18 protein-coding genes are annotated in these 23,290 nt (G+C 43.4%); 11 read left to right on the top strand and 7 right to left on the bottom strand.

Annotated features, from left to right (window positions below; genetic code table 11):
* Window positions 1-549: 549 nt before the first annotated feature.
* Complete coding sequence (locus V7R39_RS08185) at window positions 550-1,239, top strand: SDR family oxidoreductase (RefSeq protein WP_334029939.1); 690 nt, start codon at window positions 550-552, stop codon at window positions 1,237-1,239.
* Between the two features lie 79 nt (window positions 1,240-1,318).
* Here the strand turns inward: V7R39_RS08185 and V7R39_RS08180 are convergent, their stop codons facing one another.
* Entirely contained in the window at window positions 1,319-2,947 is a 1,629-nt protein-coding gene (locus V7R39_RS08180) for a methyl-accepting chemotaxis protein (RefSeq protein WP_334029937.1), read from the bottom strand.
* 391 nt (window positions 2,948-3,338) lie between these two features.
* Here V7R39_RS08180 and V7R39_RS08175 point away from each other — a divergent pair, with 391 nt between their 5' ends.
* The 3 genes from V7R39_RS08175 to gloA all read left to right on the top strand — a co-directional run bounded on the left by V7R39_RS08175 (window position 3,339) and on the right by gloA (window position 6,081).
* Entirely contained in the window at window positions 3,339-4,253 is a 915-nt protein-coding gene (locus V7R39_RS08175) for a dienelactone hydrolase family protein (RefSeq protein WP_334029936.1), read from the top strand.
* 435 nt (window positions 4,254-4,688) lie between these two features.
* Window positions 4,689-5,366, top strand: coding sequence for a DUF1456 family protein (locus tag V7R39_RS08170; protein ID WP_334029935.1), 678 nt, complete (start codon window positions 4,689-4,691; stop codon window positions 5,364-5,366).
* A 142-nt stretch (window positions 5,367-5,508) separates the two neighbouring features.
* Window positions 5,509-6,081, top strand: coding sequence for a lactoylglutathione lyase (gene gloA, locus V7R39_RS08165; protein ID WP_334029934.1), 573 nt, complete (start codon window positions 5,509-5,511; stop codon window positions 6,079-6,081).
* Window positions 6,082-6,181: 100 nt separating this feature from the next.
* Here the strand turns inward: gloA and V7R39_RS08160 are convergent, their stop codons facing one another.
* From V7R39_RS08160 to V7R39_RS08145, 4 genes are all read right to left on the bottom strand, one after another.
* Window positions 6,182-7,369, bottom strand: a complete 1,188-nt coding sequence (locus V7R39_RS08160; RefSeq protein WP_334029933.1) for a M56 family metallopeptidase — start codon at window positions 7,367-7,369, stop codon at window positions 6,182-6,184.
* On the bottom strand, window positions 7,362-7,742 hold the full coding sequence (locus V7R39_RS08155) for a BlaI/MecI/CopY family transcriptional regulator (protein ID WP_334029932.1): 381 nt from the start codon (window positions 7,740-7,742) through the stop codon (window positions 7,362-7,364). The genes V7R39_RS08160 and V7R39_RS08155 overlap by 8 nt, the downstream gene beginning before the upstream one ends.
* 277 nt (window positions 7,743-8,019) lie before the next feature.
* Window positions 8,020-10,005 (bottom strand): class I adenylate cyclase, encoded by a 1,986-nt coding sequence (locus tag V7R39_RS08150; RefSeq protein ID WP_334029931.1) that lies wholly within the window; start codon window positions 10,003-10,005, stop codon window positions 8,020-8,022.
* An 88-nt stretch (window positions 10,006-10,093) separates the two neighbouring features.
* Entirely contained in the window at window positions 10,094-10,669 is a 576-nt protein-coding gene (locus V7R39_RS08145; protein ID WP_334029930.1) for a DUF4136 domain-containing protein, read from the bottom strand.
* A 225-nt stretch (window positions 10,670-10,894) separates the two neighbouring features.
* Between V7R39_RS08145 and V7R39_RS08140 the strand changes: the two genes are divergently transcribed.
* Window positions 10,895-11,812 carry a hypothetical protein gene (locus tag V7R39_RS08140; protein WP_334029929.1) on the top strand — a complete coding sequence of 306 codons (918 nt, stop codon included), beginning with the start codon at window positions 10,895-10,897 and terminating at the stop codon, window positions 11,810-11,812.
* Here the strand turns inward: V7R39_RS08140 and V7R39_RS08135 are convergent.
* Window positions 11,728-13,389, bottom strand: coding sequence for an isovaleryl-CoA dehydrogenase (locus V7R39_RS08135; RefSeq protein ID WP_334029928.1), 1,662 nt, complete (start codon window positions 13,387-13,389; stop codon window positions 11,728-11,730). The genes V7R39_RS08140 and V7R39_RS08135 overlap by 85 nt on opposite strands.
* 160 nt (window positions 13,390-13,549) lie before the next feature.
* On the opposite strand from V7R39_RS08135, the gene V7R39_RS08130 reads away from it, so the two are divergent.
* The 3 genes from V7R39_RS08130 to V7R39_RS08120 all read left to right on the top strand — a co-directional run bounded on the left by V7R39_RS08130 (window position 13,550) and on the right by V7R39_RS08120 (window position 16,303).
* Window positions 13,550-14,371: a PaaX family transcriptional regulator gene (locus tag V7R39_RS08130; RefSeq protein WP_334029927.1), complete on the top strand. Its 822-nt coding sequence runs from the start codon at window positions 13,550-13,552 to the stop codon at window positions 14,369-14,371.
* A gap of 37 nt (window positions 14,372-14,408) precedes the next feature.
* Entirely contained in the window at window positions 14,409-15,521 is a 1,113-nt protein-coding gene (locus V7R39_RS08125; RefSeq protein ID WP_334029926.1) for a hypothetical protein, read from the top strand.
* A gap of 314 nt (window positions 15,522-15,835) precedes the next feature.
* Window positions 15,836-16,303, top strand: a complete 468-nt coding sequence (locus tag V7R39_RS08120; RefSeq protein WP_334029925.1) for a DUF3718 domain-containing protein — start codon at window positions 15,836-15,838, stop codon at window positions 16,301-16,303.
* Between the two features lie 203 nt (window positions 16,304-16,506).
* On the opposite strand, the gene V7R39_RS08115 is transcribed toward V7R39_RS08120, so the two are convergent.
* Window positions 16,507-17,847 (bottom strand): M24 family metallopeptidase, encoded by a 1,341-nt coding sequence (locus tag V7R39_RS08115; protein WP_438823529.1) that lies wholly within the window; start codon window positions 17,845-17,847, stop codon window positions 16,507-16,509.
* Window positions 17,848-17,961: 114 nt separating this feature from the next.
* Between V7R39_RS08115 and V7R39_RS08110 the strand changes: the two genes are divergently transcribed.
* From V7R39_RS08110 to V7R39_RS08100, 3 genes are all read left to right on the top strand, one after another.
* Window positions 17,962-18,714 (top strand): substrate-binding periplasmic protein, encoded by a 753-nt coding sequence (locus V7R39_RS08110; protein WP_334029923.1) that lies wholly within the window; start codon window positions 17,962-17,964, stop codon window positions 18,712-18,714.
* 40 nt (window positions 18,715-18,754) lie between these two features.
* Entirely contained in the window at window positions 18,755-19,756 is a 1,002-nt protein-coding gene (gene rlmF / locus V7R39_RS08105; protein ID WP_334029922.1) for a 23S rRNA (adenine(1618)-N(6))-methyltransferase RlmF, read from the top strand.
* Between the two features lie 365 nt (window positions 19,757-20,121).
* A complete protein-coding gene (locus V7R39_RS08100; protein WP_334030217.1) occupies window positions 20,122-23,271 on the top strand; it encodes a ligand-binding sensor domain-containing diguanylate cyclase in 3,150 nt (1,049 codons plus the stop codon).
* The last annotated feature ends 19 nt before the right edge of the window (window positions 23,272-23,290 follow it).

Below are 23,290 nucleotides of genomic sequence, written 5' to 3'. Positions count from 1 at the left end.
TGCTACTGGCCGCTGAAAACGGCTAAACAACCGCTTTTTAAGCGCTAAGTAAGCGCTAGCCAAATGCCCACACCAATCATTAGTGTGCCCGCTATTCGGTTCACTAACTGCACATTGTCGCTTTGCATTAATAAAGAGCGCATGGTTCGCCCACCTGATGCATAAATTAATAAGCAACTAAACTCTAGCACTAATATGATGGCGATTAAGCTAGCTAACCGATATCTGCTATTGTTATTTTTGGCCCTGTAAGAACTTCTTGCCCGTTGAAAAATAAACAGAACATGCAGAGACCATTATTTGGGTGATAAAATTAAAGTATATATTAATCAGTGATTTATGTTTTTTATGGACCGGCGTTTTTGGATCGCTTGTTGCACCTCTCTAGCTTCATGTTGAGCAAAGTTACATAGTAAGGAGAGCTAAAAGTAAGAGTACATTTTTTCTACAGCACTGCTTTCTCAGGCAGAGCTTTCTCAAGCAGAGCTTCTCTGGAGAGTAGTATTTTGAAGAATTCGGTGAATAGAAAGAAAAGAGGAAAACCTAATTATGAGTAAGACTAAACAATCTAAAGTCGTTGTTATCACGGGGGCATCTAGCGGTATAGGTAAGGCAACGGCCAAATCACTCGTGCAAGAGGGGCATCGCGTTGCGCTAGTTGCAAGAAGTGAAGATAAGCTAAACAGTCTTGTGGAAGAGTTGGGTAGCGAAAATGCGTTTTCAGTAAAGGCCGATGTAAGTGATTTTGACGAAATAGAGAACGCATTTGCCAAAATAAACGAGCACTTCAAAAAAATAGACGTCGTATTCGCCAATGCGGGAACCGGCGCGAGTTCGCCAGGCATTGAAAAAGGCGATGTGAGCGACTGGTCAACTATGCTGGGGGCGAACGTAAATGGTCTTTTATACACAGCAAAAGCAGGGTTACCGTTTCTAAGAGAAAGCACGGGGCATTTCATTCTCACTGGCTCAGTAGCTGGACGCATCGCTCTTAAAGGCTCAGTATATGGCGCTAGCAAGTGGTTCGCTTATGGCTTCGGTCAAAACTTAGCCGAGGAAATGCGTGAATGGGGTGGAAAATGCACAACAATCTGCCCTGGTATGGTAAATACACCATTTTTTGATGAACCTAAAGAAGATAAGTTGGCACCAGAAGATATTGCAGATGCGGTTAATTACGCACTATCAAGCAGCGACAAAGCATGTGTAAGAGAAGTATATGTAATGCCAACGTCATAACTTTTAGTTATTGCAGGTCACGGTTCTAATTATTATTGTCGACGGTTCTATTAATCACTGACCGCTTGGCCTGTTTAATTTACACGCTGAAATATGCACATCGTTTTTCTAGGGCCATCGCTGTAGCAGTAAGTTCTGACACTTTTTCATCGGTTTTTATCGCAGTTGTTGATGTTTCATCGGCAAGCGAGTTCACGCCTACTATTAAATCATTTATTTCTTTTGCAACCGTGGCCTGCTCTTCAGCAGAGGAGGCAATTTGCTGATTCATACTATTGATTGCTTCAGCTGAACCTTTAATTGTTTCAAATGCCTGTTGTGCGCTTTGAGACGCCGCTTGAGTGTTTGCTGCTTCATGCGATGTTTCAGTCATTAACTGAACGGCTTTATCTGATTCTTTCTTAAGGCTAGTGAGCTTTTCTTGAATGTCGTCGGTGCTTTGCTGAGTGCGCGTGGCAAGCGTGCGCACCTCATCGGCAACAACGGCAAAACCGCGACCTTGTTCTCCTGCTCGAGCGGCTTCAATGGCAGCATTCAAAGCAAGTAAATTTGTTTGTTCAGCAATAGCATTTATTGTATTTAAGATGGCGCTCATGCTCTCAGCTTCCTGCGTCAGGCTGTCGATTGACGATGAGACGTTATTAATTTTAGTCACAAGCGTTGTGAGGCTTTGTGCACTTTGCTCGATGGCCTTGCTACCAGAATGGACACTTGAATTTGCATTTTCAGCTGATGTGGCGGCATGTTGCGCATTTTCAGTAACATGCGCAATGGTGACCGTCATTTCTTCCATGGCAACCGCAATTTGGTTTAACGTATCCATTTGTTGCTGTGCGCTCGATGAGGTAGTGGCAGACATATCCGTTAAAGTAGTGGCAAGATGATTGACGTTCAAAGATGCGTTTCGAATATCGCTAATAACCCCTTTAAGTTCTGCCCCCATTTTTGAAAGTGCTTTGTATATGCCATTTTTATCTGATGTATTTGTAGAAATTGAACTCAAATTGCCATCAGCGCATTGATCTGCAATATGCAGAATATCTTTCGGTTCACCACCCACGGTACGCAAGATTTTTTGTGGTAAAAAATAAGATATAGCCAAACAGATAAATGTAGCGACGATAACCAGTATCAATATCACGGTGTTTGATATGACCACTATGTCACTAACTTCAGTGCCCAACTTTTCTTGAATGCGATTAATTCTGGCTGTCGTTGATTTTAGTAAATCGGCTAACTCGGGACCTAGTACGTTGAGTTTGTCGTTGATAATGCTGTCGCGGGCAGAAATTACCGCCTGAGATGGTGATAAGTTGCTGTCATACAGCTGCGATAAAGATTGAAAAGCCTTCTTATACTCGTTGAATTTGCTCTCGATGAGTTGAATATTTCTCTGATTTTGCGGATCGACAAAGTCTCGGCGAGCAATAACAATTTGCTTATCGACAACGGCTGCCCACTGTTCGAAATTTGAGATATGCTCATCGGATTGTTCTGAAAAGTATTTGATCGCTTGTACTCTTGCCATCAGCAAGCCTTCCTGGAGTTCAGAAATAACAGTTGAGTTTGTCGTTTGTATTTGATAATCAGCAAAAGAAAATGAGGTTTTATTCGAGCTAACTAAAGCAGTTGAAGAAATTATCAGCACAATAAGCAGAACAGTAACAAAAGCTATTCTTAATTGTGTTTTTAGGCCAAGTTTACTCACGAGCTTCTCCAAGAAACCTTAGTAGTTATAGGGTTATTTTAATGAGTTATATGCTTAGACTTTAGTCGGAATTTAGCAAGGTGATATTACATTTTTGTTAGAAAAAATGACTTCAGATAATCTCAATGTAGATAGTAAGTCGATACACTTGTGTTAACGCAATGCGAAAGAAGCTTTTTAGAGCAAACATTATGAAGTTGAGCTGTGTAAGAGCACTCGTGCCGCAGCAAAACAGTTCTCGATAGCGCTATATGTATAAAGTCGTTAGCCTGATAACCCTGGCTTTTAGTCCCGTTTTTTCGTTCTTGATCCGTAAATTTCTGTAAGGTGTGGTTACTTTATGCTCAATGTTATTTAAGACGATTAATCCTACAACGTGGCAGGCAAAAGAATGAAAACAGATAAACCTTCTGTAACAATCCCTCAAGAAGCTTTTGATTGGTATGACGAATATGCTCATGGCAACATAGACAGGCGCACATTTTTAACCCGCGTGGCCTCATTGTCCATCGCAGGTTTGTCTGCCGGTGTTATCGGCCGCGCTCTAATCCCTGACTATGCTAAAGCTGAACAAGTGTCCTTTAACGACCCCGCCATTAAAGCAACATACGAAGAGTTTCCATCCCCTGAAGGCCATGGTACTGGAGGCGGGTATTTGGTAGTGCCCACTGAGGCTAGTGCCGAAAGCCTTATGCCGGCGGTTGTTGTGGTGCATGAAAATAGAGGGCTGAACCCCTATATAAAGGACGTTGCAAGACGCTTAGCCATGCAAGGGTTTATTGCATTCGCGCCAGACGCTTTATTTCCCTTAGGAGGTTATCCTGGTAATGATGATGACGGTAGGTCAATGCAGCACAGTCTCGATAGACAAAAAATTGAACACGATTTTATGGCGGCCGCAAAATGGCTAAGTCACTTTGAAAAGACCTCAGACAAGCTTGGTGTGGTTGGTTTTTGCTTCGGCGGATACATTAGTAACCTTTTAGCCGCTACCCTTCCTGATGTGATTGATGCAGCCGTTCCATTTTACGGTACACCTGCAAAAGAAGAGTTACAGGCCCAAGTGAATGGGCCGCTGCTTCTGCATTTTGGCGAGAATGATAAGCGAGTGAATGCAACTTGGCCTGAGTATGAAAAAGTGCTGAAGGCCAATGGGGCTGAGTATACCGCTCATGTTTACGACAAAGCTCAGCATGGCTTTCACAACGACTCAACAAGTCGTTACAGCCCAAAAGATGCCGAACTTGCGTGGCAGCGCACTGTTGATTTCTTCTCTACTCACCTTAAAGCCCCAACAAGTCGGTAAATTAACAAGTCGGTAAATTAACAAGTCGGTAAGCTAATGAGTCGGGAAATTGATACGTCGGTGAGCAAGTAAGCCTGCAATACAAGCTCTTAATGCAAAACGTTTCAAATTCAAAAAAAGCGCCACCATAGGCGCTTTTCTATGTTGAGCATTATGATGATGTTTACAAGCATGGAGATGGCGGTAAAACCTGAACTGAGTTAAACTATACGCATCCCGCATGTACTGCTGCGCGAACTGCTGCAGCTGTTGCATGAGCCGTCATGTTTCGTTGTTATAGACCTACTTGTGCGCTGAGAATGGGTAAGCACCATGCAATGAACTAGTAAAACGTTCTGCTTTAATAAAACGCTTCGCTTGAATATAGCACTGTGCTCAAAAGGCCTTAGCGTAATCAAACACAATAACTACTTCTATCCTTAAAGGTTATCAATCATGTTCCACAACGATGTTCTACGCCGCATTCGCTATGCGCTTGCTATAAACGATACCGCGGCTATCAGTATTTTTAAGCTGATGAATTACGAAATGGACATTGATTACCTTCATAGCATCATGAAAAAAGAGGATGAAGAGGGTTATTTGCCATGTAGAGACAAGATCCTTGCGATGTTTTTGGATGGTTTAATTATCAAAAATCGTGGTAAGCAAGAAGGACAAGCGCCCAAAGTGCTCGGCCTAAAAGAGCGCTTGAGTAATAACGAAATACTGCGAAAAATTCGCATTGCGATGAGTTACAAAGACGAAGATATGATTGCCGTATTGTATATGGCTGATTTCAGGCTGAGCAAAGGCGAGTTGTCAGCACTATTTCGAAAGCCTGATCACCGCAACTACAAAGCGGCCGGCGACCAGGTTGTACGAAATTTATTACAAGGCATGGTAATCAAATATCGCCAAAATACGAAACCTCGCACGTCCAATCAAAATGCATTTGCATCAAAAAGCAAAGGTGGTGTTACGGCTAAGTCTGGCTCGTCTGAAACACAGAAAGCAGGCACTAAAACCCTTAACCTTAAAAACTCAGGCGCTAAAAAACAAATAGTCAAAAAAAAGAGTAATACCTATCGCGTAGATAATAAGCCCGCAGACTCTGTGCGAAGTAAGGACTAGCTCTTCTGCACTAAGCTAGAAGTCGGCAAGGAAATCGATAGATAGCAAAAATGGCGGGCGAGCGGCAGTTGAAAGGTAAGTGTTCAGCGCACATAGTGTTGCTATTAATATGGACAACTAATGTAAAGCGAGGAAGACCCTTATGGCTAAAGCGATAGATACACCGACCAGTAGACATTTCGATAATGCAGACGGGCTTTGCGAAGAAAAAAGCGACGCAACAAGAGGGTTTGTCTTTAATCAAACCATGTTGCGAATTGCTGATCCAAAGCGCACCTTAGACTTTTATACCCGCGTGATGGGTATGACGCTGATAAAGCGACTAGACTTTGAAGAGATGAAGTTTAGTTTGTATTTTCTAGCGGCAGGGGATGACTTTTCGAATATAAGCGATGACGCTGAGAAGCGCACGCAGCAAACCTTCGGTCGCCCTGCGATGTTAGAACTTACTCACAATTGGGACGACACCCCAGAAAATGTGTCTTACCACAACGGTAACAGTGAGCCAAAAGGCTTTGGCCATATTGGTTTTCACGTGCCAGATGCAGAGGCTGCCTGCGAGCGATTTGAAGCCCTTGGCGTACCATTTCAGAAAAAGTTAAATGACGGGGCTATGAAAGGCATTGCGTTTATAAAAGATCCCGACGGCTATTGGATTGAAATTTTTGATGCCAGCAAGGTAGCAGAAACCTGCGCGCCGCATTTAAAAGATTAGAACAGCGCGCTTGATATCTTGTAAGCGTTTTTATGCCGTTTTATAAAAACACTAAAAGGAGCCGCGCTCCTTTTAGTATTCTTTTTACTTTCTCTCTTCGTTAGTCAGCATCGTCAGAAGACAGCTTATAATCAAGCTGCACTAATAACCCTGTTTGCCTTAATGCTTGGCCATTTTGAACCCGCGGCTTATATTGCCACTGCTTGAGAGCGCTACTGGCACTTTTATCGAATACGCCTTCAGGCGACGACTTGACTACCGTTATGTTATCAGTAGCGCCTGTTTCTGTAATATCAAATTGCAACACGACATACCCTTCAGTATTTGTCTTTGCGGCGTCTTCAGGGTAAGTCGGTGAAACGTGAGCTATCGGTGAGGCTTCATTTACCTTCGGCTCATTTGGTACATGGCCATTTCCCTCAGCATGATTTTTCGGCGATGGCGGCATATTGGCCGCAGCAGTATTTGCCATTAGTAATACGCTCAGTGCCACTGCAGCAAATGCCGCTAGTCTGCTTTGCGGAAATTTTTCCTTCATTAACATTAAACGCTTTTTCATGGTGCTTTTTTCTCCAAAGGTAGGGTACAGACTCAATGTCTGCGGGGATTGCTCGGCACACTGCACGAGTGCTTTTGCATAAATAAGTGTCTCCTTATCGCTTTTGTTTGATAGGACTTTGTAGTCGCAGGCTAGCTCTTGGTTAGTTCGAAATGCTTTAAGCGCAATCCAAACGAGAGGGTTGAACCAAAAAAGCGTTATCAAAACGAAGGTAAAACCATTCCACAGATGGTCCATGTGATGCTTGTGGACAGATTCATGCTCGATAATCATTTGCTGTTGCGCTTCACAAAACATGCGCTCAAAGTTCAAGGGCAGCACTATTTTAGGGTTAATAAAGCCAAATAATATGGGGGAACGTGCCTGCAATGAGTAATACACGACGTCACGGTTGATACTTACCTTTTTTAAAGAGGAATTGACGGACAGATAATGAAATAGGGTAATAATGATTATCGCACCGGCTCCTAAAGCCCATAAATAGAATAGTACATTTACGTGTTGCGTTGCCACTGTGGGTGTCGTGTTCACCGTATACTGAGAGATTGAATAGCGTGTTACCAATATACTATTAGTAGGTAAGTTATTGAGTAGTAAAATAGCTGGCACTATTGTCCACAATTTATAGGTAAACAAAGCGCCCATCTTTGCGGTAAATCGCTCTGCTATCAGCATTAAACCAAGGGCAATACTTAAAGCACCTTGTTGTGCTATTAACCATTCAGTCATTGTCTTCTTCCCATTGTGCTATTAACGCTTTTAACTCGTTTACATCATCTTTTGACAATGTTTTCTGGGTTGCAAACCCTGCTACTAATGGTGTGATTTTGCCCTTGAAAAGCTTGCCAACAAAGCTCTCTGTTTCTTGTGCGGTATAGTCTTCTCGAGCGATAAGTGGGTAATACAGATATTGACGCTGCTGTTTTTCAAAACCAATAACGCCCTTTTTTACTAGTCGGCCTAATAAGGTTTTAATTGTTTTCTCATGCCACTCTTTATGACTAGACAAGGTTTGCACCACGTCGCTCGCACTTGCAGGGTTGCGCTCCCACAGTACGTCGAGTACATCAAATTCTGCATTGGAAATATCGGGTTTAGACATGGTCTTGCTCACCTCTACCTTTTCGATTACAACTGTAGTCTTTTATTTAAGATTACACCTGTAATCGCTCTTTGCAAGTTTTTTTAGTTCTTTTTTCACCAATGTAAAAAAAGGGTAGATTAAATCAGCTGAGGTTTGGTGTTACTGGTACAAAAAGAGCGAGTCAGGATTGAAAAGTGTAAAAGAACGAGGGAGAAACGAAAGGGCGAAATAGTCGACATCAATTTATAGCAAGAACTCAAAAACAAATAGCTAATAGGAAAAAGTAAACCTTACATCAATGAACCACGGAAAATGAAAGGTCTGTAGATTCAAGAAACTCACCTAAAATACGAGACTGTTGATTTCCGCGAGGCACCATAACGTAGCACTTAGGCTTTGGCGATACCTCTGAAAGTTCGTACCAGAGACTATCTAGCACGTTCGCATCGTGTTTTAAAAAAGTCTCACCCCAGGTAGTGCTGTAAAGTACATACACATCTTCTACGGTAGGTTTTTGGCGAAGGGTGGGAAAATTAACTAATGCCATGCATGTCTCAATGCGTTCTGGGGCCAGTAGATCCTCTCGCGGCAATGCAGATACCCGTACTGGTGGAAACAACGCGCACAGGTGTTTGAGCAGGTCATTTAGGTCGAGCTCGCTAATTTCGCAGTAGTTGTAATCTAGGTGAATTTTTGTATTCGTGTCCATTATGCGACTGGCAACACACCACACAAGTAGCGCCACTGCATTAGATGCCTGTGAAATTTTTTGCGATTCATCGATAATACCCGACTTGCTCAGCCTATCACCCGCGTAAGCGGTCCATATCTCATCGCCATTCTTAAGTGTTTTCACGGCTATGGTTACGGTAGGACAATATAAACTTTCATCAAATGCTCTGCGAAGAAACTCTACTTTATTGTGTTTTTTACCGTAAAACGTGCTCAACCGGCGACCGAGTACCGTCATGTCTTTTTCATCCATGATTTGGGTTTGGCCATCAAGTTGACTGGAGATACGTCTATAGCATTTCAGTAAAAAGCGATGTATGCGACGACTTAATTGAACACGCTCGTTAAAGTTCCATTGTTGAATATTATCAAGGTGCTCTAATGACCTTCTGCTCCAGCCCCAGCTTTTTGCATAGGCTGCCATAATTCGTCGCTTAAAGTTAGGCGTTTCTCCTTCATACAAGGGCTGACTGAGACTACATCCACATTTAAGGTACAAACATTGCTGCAAAATAAGAATATCTTCTGGTTGGCCATAAGCAGTGTAGTGGGTGATCAGCTCATTGAACATCAGCGCATAGGGGTCAATATCAGTCACTTTTCCTGGCGCTTCAGAGCCCAAGTGAACATGCTTTTTAAGGGTATTGCACAGCGGCTGCTCGCTGCCAATATTGGCCAGATAGACTTCTAACTTTGCCATTTTCAGCAGCGACTTAAATGGCGAGTCCATTGCCTTACCTAACTGCCATATGGCCGCGCCAAATAGCTCGCCGGCATCAAGTTTTTCCAAATGACCTAAATCCATAAACCAATCTAAGTCGGGAGAGCCTCCTTTTTCAAGACTTCCCAAAATGCCGTCGTATTGCTTTATGGTAGATTTTTCTGGCGTTAGCCACCAAAAGGGCACTTTCCCCGCTACAACAATGTTAGTGCTGTAAAACTCCGCTTTTAAAAACAATGCTTGTGCAGAACCAGCACTTTCTCCGTCTGCAACGCCAAAGTCATTGTGTTTTACTTTCTCGATATCAGAGAGAAAAAAGTGGACTTCAGTACCCCATTTTTTATCAGCCCATTGCTCAATTGCTCTTAGTTTTTGAGTTAATAAATCGAGGGATTGGGGAGAAAACTGCTTTCCGTCTACACACACCCAATAGTCAAAATCTGAGGTGTCGGTTTGCGCAATTGTGCCTATGCTGCCCATTAAAACCAGCGAGTCTATGCACCGCTGGCGGGGCCAAATAGATTTAATATCAGCAAATAAGGACTGAAGTGAAGGAAAGCAGCGCGTCAGCGCCATCTCAATATCTTTTCTAAATGAGTAATTGTTGATACCAAATGGCACTAATACATCGTTAGAAGGCGATTCAACATACCCGGGTAATTCGGGGTGATTAACGTGTATTAAAAATGGCAATACATGAAACAGAGGTCTGTTTTCAAGAGGCAATAGACTTAACGCACGCTCTGTTCGTGATTTGTTATATCGCAATACGCGCAGTAACCTTATCGTAAGGTTTTTCTGTAAAGAGAGCGATTTTTGCCCAACCATATCTTAGTCTTTGCCCACTTGCTTTTGCTTGAGGTTTATTGTTTTGTATTTTGTACCAAGCATAGCGCGATTCACTGCCATCTGCTTGTTATTTATCTTTATTGGTTGGGTAGTTTGCAAGAAGTGATTCTACTAGTTCGTTTAGCGCCCGTTGAACGGTAATCGCATCATTTGATTTAATTTCGGTACTGCCCGAGGCACTGTAAACAAAGGTGTTTTCCTTTGTGATGTCTATTTGCAAGTTTTGATATTCTGTAAATTGCTCTCCAACAGGAATGCTAAACACGCTACCTATCGATATTCCGCCCGAACGACCAAATGTGCCGCTGCCTAGGCCTATGTTTAAACGTGTGCCGTCATCTTTAGATTCAACAAAAGGGAAAAAACCGATGAAAACGCCAGCTTCATCCTTTGAAACCTCAGTTAACCCTTTCTCTGTCATTACATTGGCTATGGTTTCTGCAATACTGTTTTCAAGCGTTGAGTTTACGCTGTTTAGCGGTGGCTTCACATGAAAGCTATCAATGCTTTGAAAGTCTTGTGTTTCGTTCAAGCTGATAGACGGTGCGTTAGAAGCACAGCCCGTTAACAAACCACCGAACGCGATCAAACAGAAAAGCAGTTGGATCTTTCCAAGTCGTTCTCTCATCGTTTTATCTCTCATTTTTTGTCGATCGCCTTTTGCCGCTTAAGAAGAGCTTTTGCAATCAGTTGATTACGGTCAGATTATGCCACAAGCCCCTGCGGTTCAGCACCAACAGGATCGCCTATTGCAGCATCAATGGCAACATCTAGGGTAATCACTTATGAATGATTAGACTAATTCATAATTGTTGAAAATTTAAACATCGTTAATACTTCGCTTGTTTTCAACTTCTCGAAATGACTTATGTTCAAACTATTGCTCTCGATGACTGCTTTTATGATGTGCTTCGCCGCCAGTGCAGCGGATGCGCCAAGCGGCGACGTAATGCTGGTGGATAAGACAGAAAAAGTAACGATAACCTGGGCGGTAAACCCCGCACCTCCTTTTCATATATTTGAGGGCAAATATGCGTCACAAGGCATAGGTGACGTAATGCTTAACTCGATAATCGCTCACATGCCAGAAGCAAAACACACTATAGTTCGGATGCCTCACTCAAGAATAAGTAAAAGGGTTGATGCTGATATGAACCTTTGTTTTCCTTGTTTGATTAAAAGGTCCCGAAGTAGCAAGTGGATTTATTCCAACGCAAATGTTGAGTATCTACCTCCTGGTGTCATTGCCCTTCCTGAAACTATTGCGCCTTTTCTGGACAGCGATGGTCGAGTTTCTTTTAAACACTTAGTAGAGAACTCTCAGTTAACATTCGCAAAGCCAGTGGCAAGAAAATATCCCGATGTGATGCAGACGATAGTTGAAAGCGCAAAAGGTAATCCACGTTTTGAAACAATTGCTGGAGCAGACAGTGCTACTAGAGTACTCAACCAATTAAAGTATGGTCGCATTGATTTTACATTGGAGTATCCAGCTATTCTGACATATCTCACGCGTACCGAGGGGGAAAGTAAACTGCAATATTACTACACCACTGAGTTGGGGGAGGCCCCCATACCTGGTGCAGTGGGGTGCACCAACAATGCGTGGGGAGCAAACGTCATAGAGCGTGTGAACGAAGCACTGAATGCCATTGTCGATTCTCCCGACAATAGGGCATCCCAAGCGCTCTGGCTTTCACCCTATTCTCTGCGTGATAAAGCCCCTGCAGTAATAATCTCCTCACATGGCGTAGAGGCCGGTAACGTACCAAATGCCAACCCATGATGGCCGGCCAGCCTGCTCTCGCAAAAGCTGTGTGCAATATTGCGTATTTCAGCATCTTCGTTATTTAGCAGTACACAAGCCTGAAGCGCTATCGCAGTTTGCTCTGTTAACAAACGACTGCGCATTTCCAATGCTTCAGTATTGCTAAACCCTTTAGAGAGTTGCGCAACATACTCATCGAAATGCATATTTTTTCCTTTAGCGCTTTGTAGTTCTGTAAATAACGCTTTCTGTGTTGCTGGTTCTTTTGCCATGGCCCGCAACACATCCAAACATTGCACATTGCCGCTGCCTTCCCAAATTGAGTTTAGTGGCGCTTGGCGGTACAGCCGCGGCATTATGTTTTCTTCCACATAGCCAATACCACCGAGACATTCTTGCGCTTCATTCACAAACGTTGCGGTACGTTTACAAATCCAGTATTTGCCAATAGCCGTGCAAATGCGAGCGAGGGCAGCCTCATGAGGGTTGTTACTGCTTTCATCAACGGCCTTTGCTACTCGCATAGTTAGCGCAGTAGCCGCCGCGCTCTCGATGGTGAGGTCTGCCAACACATTTTGCATGAGAGGCTGATTGATAAGCGTATTGCCAAAAGCGTCTCGGTGGCCAACGTGGTGTGTTGCTTGAACGAGAGCCTGTCTCATAAGAGCACAAGAGCCAATCATGCAGTCGAGTCGGGTGAGCGATACCATATCGATAATCACAGATACACCACGACCTTCTTCGCCAAGTAAATAAGCAGTCGCCTCTTGAAACTCTACTTCTGATGATGCGTTACTCCAATCTCCCAGCTTGTCTTTAAGGCGCTGAATACGAACATGATTTAATTCTCCACTTTCAAGTATTCTAGGAAGAAGGAAGCAGCTCAGACCGCCTTCTGCCTGAGCCAATATAAGGTGGGCATCGCACATTGGCGCAGAATAAAAGAATTTATGTCCGGTAATGGCATAGCTTCCGTCAGTGTGTTTTACAGCCTTGGTAGTGTTACGCCTTACGTCGGAGCCTCCTTGTTTTTCCGTCATGCCCATACCCACAGTAATGCCGTTTTTTTCAAATGCCGGGAGTTCTCGCGGGTCGTACTTCCCGTTTATCAGTTTATCGAGCCAATATTTGGGAAGTTGCGTAGAGTGCCTCATAGCGGGTGCGGCTGCATGAGTCATCGTTAGCGGACAAGTAGTACCTGCATCAGTTTGGCTATGCATATATAAAAGAGCGGCGCGAATGACATGAGCTCCACTTTCTGAGTTGTTTTGCCACGAGTATGAATGAACTTGATGCTCCATGGCCGAGTCCATCAGAGCATGATAGCTTGGATGAAATTCTACCTTGTCAGTTCTGCGTCCATATCGGTCAAACGCGTGCAATATGGGCTTATTTTTGTTGGCAAGTTCACCATGTTCGAACTGCGCGTGACCACTGTATTGGCCGAACTGCTCTAGCAGTGTGGGAACAGAAGCATGATGGTGCTGTCTCACCATACTATGTAGTAGCGGGTCAGCTAGCCAAAGATTGTAAGCAGGGAGCGGATAAGGTTGATTTTCTACCTCATGTGTATGAAATTTGTTTGTTGCTATCATAATATTTGGCCTGGCGGTTGTTCTCTCTTAAACAAGCAATTCGCTAAGAAATGAGCTAGAAAGTTAAGTAAGAAATTACACAAGATAATAAAATAAGTCAAAGTTTGTAATTTTTGATGTTAGATTGCCCTCAATAATTTGTCGTTAAATGGAAAGCTGTGTGAATAAAGCGGAAACTAAAAAGCCAGTTGCAAGAAAATTGCTACTTAAGCTTTTAGGCTCAAGAGCAAAGGTAAAAATAACTGCGTCAAGTGCCGTGCGAGTAGGTCGCCTTTTTGATATCTCTGAAAATAACATCAGAGTCACTATTAACCGTTTACACAGTGCTGGCGTGTTATCGCTTGTCGATAGGGGATATTACCAGCTTGGGAATGAGGGCGTGGAATTTGCGCGAGAGATCAATAGCTGGCGAAATGCAGAAACCTCATTGCTACCTAGCTGGAACGGCGATTGGATAGTGGTGCAAACGCATATGCTTGCTAAAAGTGATAAGAAACAGGCTAGACGGAATGACCGTGCATTAAAAATCCTTGGGTTGAAAAAACTGCTCCCTGATATGTACATCAGACCTGCAAACATTCAAGGTGGTGCCGGTGTGGTTAGAGAAAAGCTGCAGGTATTAGGATTAAGCCAACAGGCAGTGGTTTTTTGCGCATTCGATTTAGATTCAAAGCTACATTCACAAACCCGTAAATTGTGGAATACTGCGGGGTTGGAGAAGCGTTATCAGCAGGGCGTAACTGAACTAAAAGAATCGTTGAATCGCCTGCCAACGCTGTCACTAGAAGACGCCACAAAAGAGTCGTTTGAAATTGGGGACAGTGCACTTCATCAGTTAGTATTTGACCCGTTGTTACCTTCACCATTGATAAATGAATCGCTGCGAAGAGAGTTCGCAGAATTAGTTAGACATTACGACGATACTGGTGCGCAGATTTGGCATCAGTTTTTATCATTAGATAATACCCATTCGCCAGGCTAAAAGAGAAGAAGAGCCAGGGCGAAAACAAGGAATACGTATGTCCACATCTCGTCCATTGTTTAAACATATTCGAAATCACACATCGTTATTTACTGAGCTATCTCAGTATCGCGATACCGCCTTAGATTCCCTCGGATTTGCGAATTACGAGTTTCACAAAGTGCCAAAGTTCATCACCGAGGATGGGCAAAGGCTGACCATTGAGCCTGAGCGCAGCATTGTGTTGCCAAATGTGAAAATGTTAAGCGGTGTTAAAGCAAAGCTAGAAAAACACATACCGTCTTTCAAAATGGTAGAGAACAGCGAAATTGGGTATCGTTATCCCACAGCGGCCCTTGCAAACTTAGATGCCCCTTTTATAAAGCGAATACGTTCAGAGTATTTTCATAAGGTCGATGAGGATCGCAGTATTTGTCGTCCAGTGAATCTATCTTACGGTATTAAAAGTCGAGGAAAAGCTGACAATCGCCAAGAATACGAAGTGTGGATGCCCGACGAGGCACCTGAGCAAAACCCGTTGCCATTACTTATAGAGCGCTACGGAGAAGATTTGCCTAATGACGTTCGTCATTTTGTAGAGCAACCCTCAAAAGTACATGGTTGGATGGGAGTAAAGCGAGCTGCATTTGAGGCGCTTTTTACCGATAAAAAACACTGTGGCGACCTGGTTATTTGTATTGCCATGAGCGTAGATGCTTACAATATTGGTGCAAAACCTGACTTATCGTTTTCGCCTGAGGCAGATAGTTCAATTGCTGTGAGTAATGCTGAACTAGAGTGGGAAGTAGAGGGGTATTATGCGCCACGAGGGTGGCACTTTGATCATGATATGGTTTGGAATGCCATTCAACACACTCTCGAAGCGGTTAATGCGCCGTTGGTAGACATGTACAGCAATACGTTGATACCGATTGCAGAAAGCAAGACCGAGCGGATTTTGTCAACGCTCACTTCTTTAGGCGTTACCCAAGAAGAGATTGACCATTTGAATCTACAACCTTGGGAGTTTTTGCAAACAGAAAGCACACACAGAATGAAGCATAAAGATCCCAACCACTCTGTTAATTTGCTCGGTAGGCTGAACCGCCTTTTCTATCAACCTGAAAATCCACTCCCATCGTTGAACTGGATGCACGACCTTATTAGCTAAATTCAACAAAGGCTGTTGAAGGCGCCCCTTTTATTGAAGAGTCTATCCGTTAAAAAAGCGCGTTTGTTCCCAACAGACCAAGCGCGCCTAATATCTTCGCTATAAAACCGTCAATAGCATTCTCTGGAATTGTAAACAAAACGATAAGCGAGATGCTTTTATGTAAATAACTTTCAGTATTATCGTAATTTGAATGTTTTTTTACTCATTTTTGTAATTAAGTTACATAAAGTGCTTTATTTATCCCTCTTTTTGGTCATAATGTAGTCATTGCTTTCGCGATATCTAATTAAGTTACAAAAATAGGAATACATATGAAACTGTCTACATTTGCAATCTCACTTCTTTTCTCTGTTGCTGCTACTCAGTCTTTTGCTAAAGACGTTCGCTTACAGCCTGTGGATGAAAACATCGAAACAAAAGTGTGTTTAACTGCTGCGAATGAAGGCTATCAGCCTGCGCTTCGCTTAGTGCGCGCGAATGGTTTTGACTCTGATGAATTCAGTGCGTCAGTTCGTTGTAATGGAGAGTCATTAAGAACGTTTGCGTTCATGTACAGAAATAATCAAGTGTCTGAAAATGCTAAGAAAGTTGCTCTAGTGGCTAAAAATAACAATGCCGCATCACAGGCTTGTTTAGAAGCACTCACCATCGGTAAAGACAAAGCGTTAACTAAATATGGTTTGAAAGGTGAGAGCGTGATTTGTAATCGCAAAGACATCGCTGATTTTGTTCGTACCTACAAATCGCAAAATGTAGAAGTTCGCACTGCTGACGAATAACCGTTAGGGTAGCGTTACGAATAAAGGCTATTAGCAATATCAGTTTCAGGGCCCTTTGCTTACAAAGCAAAAGGCCCGCCACTTTATTTTCTTCCTCAAGCCTGTGTGGCTAACTTCTCTCAGCCCATATGGCTCTTGTTCTGCTGAATCGTTTTACTGACTCATTTTATTAGCGCTCAGTCGATAACGTTGTGTTTTTGCGCTTACTTGGCTTCAGAAGAAATTAAATGAAACTCTGTTTGTCTCCCGTCTAAGTAAGACACCGAGCTACCGTCAAAAAACGCATCTTCCTCTAGCATAATCCTGACTTCTTTACCCCAATCTTCAATCATCACAGCGGCATTTAGCTCAACCGAATAAACGGTATTTTCATACATAGGATAGTCGCCTTTTATGGGGATTCCCTCTTGCGCATCCCACATGCCAATGGTTGGTCCTGCTGCATGCCCGTGTAATCCAAGCGGGTGGGTATAAATAGTGGGCTTTATATTCTCTTCTATGGCTTGGGCTCGAGAGCGCTTTAAAATTTCATTACCTGAACGACCTTTCTGGAAATTAGTGGTTAAGATATCTTGCAACCTATTGCCCTTGGTAAGTGCGTCTTTTAGGTACTTAGGCGCATCCGTTTCACCAGGTTTTAAAATGTAGGCATGCTGCTGTTGATCGGTATTTAAGCGCAAATAGGTAATGCCAAAATCAACGTGAATAAGGTCGCCAGGTTGAATAATATTTTGTTCTGGTCGCTTGCTGAAGGCCTTTATCTGATCAAAAGCTTCGCTGTCTGCCCGTTGAATTGACACGGTTGGGTGAAACCAGTTTTTAAGACCTAGCTCGTTGGTTTTGTCTCTCAACCACCACACAACATCATCAGTGGTGGTAACGCCAGGTGTGATCACCGCATTGGAAAATGCAGTCGCAATAAGGTTATGGCCGATTCGCGTCAGTATGGGATAGAACTCCATTTCCATGTCGCTGCGTGTTTCTAGCCACCCAATAGATAGCTTCTCGCCAGATACCACACGGTTTTTGTAGGCTTTCGGTAACGCCGACAAAAACAGGGCTTTTTCAGTAGAGGTCATGCCGTCGGCGAGGGCAAAAGCGTCTGAAGTATTGATGGCAATCTTGCTAGGGTTTCGCTGCTTGATAATGTTGGCGAGTGCTTTGAATTGATTGGGTTGCTCTTCTTTATCCCACGCTTTTTCAAAACTATTAGCAACCGCATAGCGTGCTACGGCTAATCGCTCTAAGGGTTTCCCCTCACCCTGGTCATAGATGACTAACATGGTGTGTCTTCTGGCCGACAGCCAAGTGGACGGGAGCATTGTTTTTAACACCGGATCTTCGTTGTATTCTCGAGACATAATAACCCACATGTCAATATTTTCTCGTCGCATGATGTGAGGTAAAACAGTATCAAAACGTTGAGCGATGATGTTATCAATGACAACGCTTCGCTGCTTCATGGACAATACGTCTTGAGACCACGCGAGGGGCGCTGAAAATAGTAACGATAGAAACACAAACAATAATGGTGAATGTGACAAAAAACTCCTTAATAACGCTCTCATAAATTTCCTTTCATGTGCTAACATTGCTAACGTTTGCAAAAACAAATGTGTATACCAAATTAGCATATTAGTCTTAACAAAGGATTGTAAATGAAACAAATTTGTTGGTTTTTTCTTTTGCTGGTAATTATATCCAGTGACAGCAGAGCAACAACGGACGGTTCAGCTTCTGAGTTATCGCTGCAAGAAGTCAAATGGGGCACAGACGTATGGCCAAATTTTACCGACTCAGATGGGTCTGGTTTTTATCACGAGTTAATAGCTAAGATATTTGCTAAGCCACAATTCTCGTTAAGTGTAGAGTATTTTCCGTGGAAACGAACACTTAAGAACTTAGCAACAGGTGAAATTGATTTTACGGGAGCGCTGCCAAAGACAAGGTCTTTCTATCAGTCTGAATTGCCAGTACTCAGTGAAGATATTAACGCTATTTCACTTCAGATTAATCAGGTTGATTTTCGAGATTTGGCCTCGCAAATAGGCGCTTACAGAGCAGGGTACGAGAGTGATATTTTTTACGCAGCGTTACCCAAAGAGGCGAAAGGAGTATCGGTAGCCAGCGCCGAACAGGCACTTATACTTTTACAGCAAGGCAAGATAGATTATTTTGTCGATTTGCACAGCATTATCGCTCCTATGTTGCTCAAGGAAAACGCTGACGAAAAATTGCCAGTGAAAGTGGAAACAATTGGGCGTTATAAGCTCTATTGGTCCTTTGTCTTTAACGAACGTGGAAAGCAGTTGAAAAGTCACTTCGATGAGCACATTGATAGGCTACGAGCTAATGGTCATCTTCTGGCATTGTATAAGAAGTACAATCTAGACATGCCCGATACAAAGTAGAGAACGCTTAACGTTAAACGTAAGGTATAAAAGCAATACAATGCATCCTCGCAGTTACCACATCGATGGATACCCTATGGCCGCACTTTGCGCCTCATTTTCTCCATTAAAACCCTACATTATCCTCGCTAAAAGTGGCCAGAAGAGTATTGATTTTGCCAATCCTGAGGCTGTTGTTGCATTAAACGCAGCATTGCTGGCGCACTATTACACTGTTAGTCAGTGGCACTTGCCAAAAGGTTACCTTTGTCCACCTATACCCGGGCGCGCAGACTATATTCATGGCATAGCCGATCTTCTCGTTGATTGTTTCGCGGGGCCAGAACCATTGAAAAAACATGCGGGCCACAATCAACCGAATGCAAGTGCATCAAAAAGCGTGAATAACGTAAAAGCGCTGCTTGGCAATAAGGTACGAGGGCTTGATGTAGGGGTAGGTGCTAACGCTATCTATCCCATTATTGGATCGCAAGTTTATGATTGGTCGTTTGTAGGAAGCGATATTGATGAAGTCGCTTTTGATAATGCATCGGCAATAGTGAGAAATAATAGCCCGCTGCAGTCGCGTATTGAGATAAAAAGACAGCTGCACTCTGATAACATATTCGCGGGAATAATTGATGACGATGACCACTTTACGTTTACCATGTGCAACCCTCCGTTTCATAAATCTGCACAGGATGCGCTTACCGGTAGTGCGCGTAAAAATAAAAATTTAGCCGCGAACAGAACAAAGCGCTCGGGCAAAAATACCCGTGCCGAGGCTGGAAAAAAATCACATGCAAAGACGAGTTTGAACTTTGCAGGTCAGGCTAACGAGCTGTGGTGCGAGGGCGGAGAATTAGCGTTCATTCAACGAATGATAAAAGAGAGTGTTGAATTTAAGCGAAACGTCACCTGGTTTACGTGTTTAGTGTCTAAGTCTGAGCATATAAAGCCTATCGAAAAAAGCCTAGGGTATTACCGTGCCACCCAAGTAAGAGTAGTGAACATGGGGCAGGGTAATAAACAAAGTCGGTTTGTTGCCTGGCGCTTTGCATAGCCGCTATTTAATAGCTACTGGTTTGAAACATTGCCGTTTGAAACATTGCCGTTTGAAGCATTGCCGTTTGAAACATTGCCGTTTGAAGCATTGTCATTTGAAAATTAAGATGTCAGTGCAAGTGGACAATTAATTATACCACTTACTGCGTTTACAATTGACATCCTGAAGCTGGTGAACAATTATTCGCCCGTTAACACGCAGTTTATACGGCATACAATATTGAGTTAGAAAATGTTGCATAACTCTTTTTTATTGATTTAGCGTTTACGATAGTTAGCCTACAGTGGGGCCAGATGTTCTCTCGTTTAAATGGGTCTTTACGCTCAAGACACCTACATAGTGTTACTTGTTTATTGCTGATAGTGATTCTGCTTTGTATAAAGTCGATTAATGCGATAGCGTCGGAAGGTTATCGCAGTGAGCGCTGGCAAGTATCAAATGCACAAGCATTGGATAAAGGGCAGCGCATTGTCACTAAAGGTCTCCCCCAAATATCAGTTCATGCTATTGCCCAAGATACCGATGGTTTTTTTTGGTTAGGCACTGAAAATGGATTGGCTCGGTTTGATGGCAGAAAATTTGAAATTTTAAATACCATTAATGAGCCCTCGCTTCCCTCAAATTGGGTTGAGTATCTCTTCGTAGATAATGTAGGAAAGGTATGGATAGCGACCGCCAGCGGCGTAGTGAGTTATTTTAAGGGCACGTTTGATGCAGTTGAATTTGAGCAGTTTCAAGACCGGATAACCTACATTGATCAGTCTGCCGATGGGCAATTATGGTTTTTCGGGACGTCACTGTGGTCACTAGAGAATAATCAGCTAGTCACATCAAGTGCTTTAGAACACGGGAAGCACCCAGAGCAAAACGAGCTGCACTCAAAACAACAGCATCCAAAACAACAGCATCCAGAACAGCTAAACGGGGGGCCACAAGAACAAGCCAAATTCAGCGCTGCAAGCATAGACGGTAACGGCATATGGCTTTTAAACGCAGATAAGACACTCGTTTATTTTGATGCTGCGACGAACGCTACCTGTGAATATCCTCTAACACGTGAGCGAGAATACGCTCAGCTTAAGTCAGCAAATCAACGTGTTTATATCCTTGAAAACAAACGGCTTCGCTCGTTTATACACTCAGCAGACAATTGCTCTCTCACCGAGACTCCCCAGGTTACGTCGTATGAAATACGAAAGCTAATGTTAAACAACAGCGGTCATCCACTTCTTCTTACAATGGACGGCAAGGCATATAACGTAAGCCCAGTAAAAGGCACGCTTGAGGAGTCTTGGGATCAGGTAGTGACGCCGTCTTTGGTGAACGACGTGCTTACGCTGCATCAAAGTGATGAACTCACATTGCTTGGTACGAAGGCTAACGGCCTCGTGCTGCTTTGGCCCTCGGCTATCACTCGACAAGCGGCGGGGCAGTCATTTGCAAAGGCAAGGGTATGGTCATTTTTTGTTGACGATAGTGTGTACGCGGCTTCAAATATGGGAGTGTATAAGCGCATTGATGATGAGCAGTGGCAGGTGGTTATTCCCTCAAGCGCGTTAAACGGAAATGATGCATACAGTTTACTGATTGATAATGGGACAATGTGGGTAGGCACACGCAACGGCTTGTACCGTGTAAATACTGAAAAATCAGCGGTTATGGCGGTAAACGGTTTTGAAGGTTATCAAATAAATACCCTATACAAAGACGCGAATACCCTTTGGTTAGGTACGAATAACGGGCTGTTTAAACAGCAGGGGGAAAACGTTATTGAGGTTACTTATTTTGACTCTCAGTCTGTTCGCAGTATCCATCGCGCTAAAACCGGTTCACTGTGGGTAGGCACAGAGTCAGGACTATACAGCACCGATGTTGATAGTAGTACCGATACTGATAGTAGTACCAATGTTAATAGTAATAGCAGCCCTCAATGGCAACGAGTTAGTATGGCTGGCGTGAGCAGTGCCTTTGTATCGAATATCGCTGAGTCGTCTAATGGACACCTCTTCTTTGCTACTTATGGTGATGGCCTGTTCCAGAAGGATAAGAAAGGCAAATGGACCCAATACACCATTAAAAATGGGCTGCCATTTCAAAATCTGTTCAATATCAATATTGCTGCAAATCAACTTTGGGTTTCAGGCGCAAGCGGTATATTTTCTGTCGACTTATCGGGTCTTTATAAACAGCAAGTACAACGGCATATCGTACTAAGAGACGACGGTACTTTTACATCGAGAAAAGACATTCGGTGTTGTAATGGCGCTGGAAATAATCGAGGCGTCGTTTTTAACAACGAACTCTATTATCCAACATTAGCAGGTGTGCTGTCGGTTGATACTACCAAACGCCAACCAATGCTCTCGCCAGTCGTTATCTCCGGCGTGTATCAAAATGGCGAACGCTTCACCTTTGCCTCTTCAACTATCAAAATCACCAACGAACGTAATTTAGAAGTGGCGTACACCAAGCCAATATTTGCTGGGGAAGAGGTACCGCAATATCGATATAGGCTTACCAAGGGCGACAGTAGCTGGGTGTATGCAGGACAACGAGAGCTGGCTTATTTTACCAACCTACCGTCGGGTGAATTCGTTTTTGAGGTATCTGCGAAAATAGGCAGTGATGAGTGGCTGCCGCCTGCCACGCTTTCGATAAACGTTGCGCCTTACTGGTGGGAAACCTGGTGGGCGCGAGGCGTCGCGGTAATTGTCATTCTCTTTGTTGGATGGCTGTTGTTTTCGGTGCGTACGCGCGCACTAATGAAAAGAAACAATATGCTAGAAAAAATGGTTGAAGAACGCACCCTAGCTTACGAGAGAGTGAATAAAGAGCTAGAGCAAAAAAATGATGCGCTTAGACAGGCGGCCAACACCGACCCACTAACCGGGCTTAGCAACAGAAGAGCGATAAAAGAGTATCTTCCCAAGCTCTTCGACGCTATTAATGTGCGACAAATTGATTATGAAAACGCTGATGGCAAGCATGCAGGTAAAGAAGTATCTGAAGATATTTGCGCATTATTTCTTATAGATTTAGATAACTTTAAACGCATCAATGATGAGTTTGGCCACGACAAAGGCGACAGCGTGCTGACTTACGTCGCAGATGCGATAGAAAGTGTCAGTCGACCGGAGGATTGTCTGTTGCGATGGGGCGGAGAAGAATTCTTACTCATTGTTCCTACCATTAAAAAGCAAAGCTTTAAGGCGCTTAACGACAGGCTTCATGCTGCGCTCACCAACTTGCATTATAAGCTCGGCTTGCATTCGCCGTTAACCATGTCCATGGGCGCCATTTGGCTTCCGTGGGAAAAATCTCAAACCGACTTACATCAGTGGGAGCACTCCATGCTGTTAACCGATTTGGCGCTGTATAGAGTAAAAGAAACCGGTCGTAATGGCACCGCTTTTGTTCACACAACAACAGGGCTAGGTGATTGGCTTAATTGGTCAAAAGAAGGCATTGAAAAAGCAGAGAAACAGGCAGTGATAACGATAGAACGCATTTAGCGTTACCACTGCTTAACGT

It is taken from the genome of Alteromonas sp. P256 (assembly GCF_036864455.1).
In the GTDB taxonomy this organism is placed as follows: domain Bacteria; phylum Pseudomonadota; class Gammaproteobacteria; order Enterobacterales; family Alteromonadaceae; genus Alteromonas.
The sequence above is the reverse complement of the archived record's forward strand: the minus strand, read 5'-3'. Positions and strand labels throughout refer to the sequence as shown.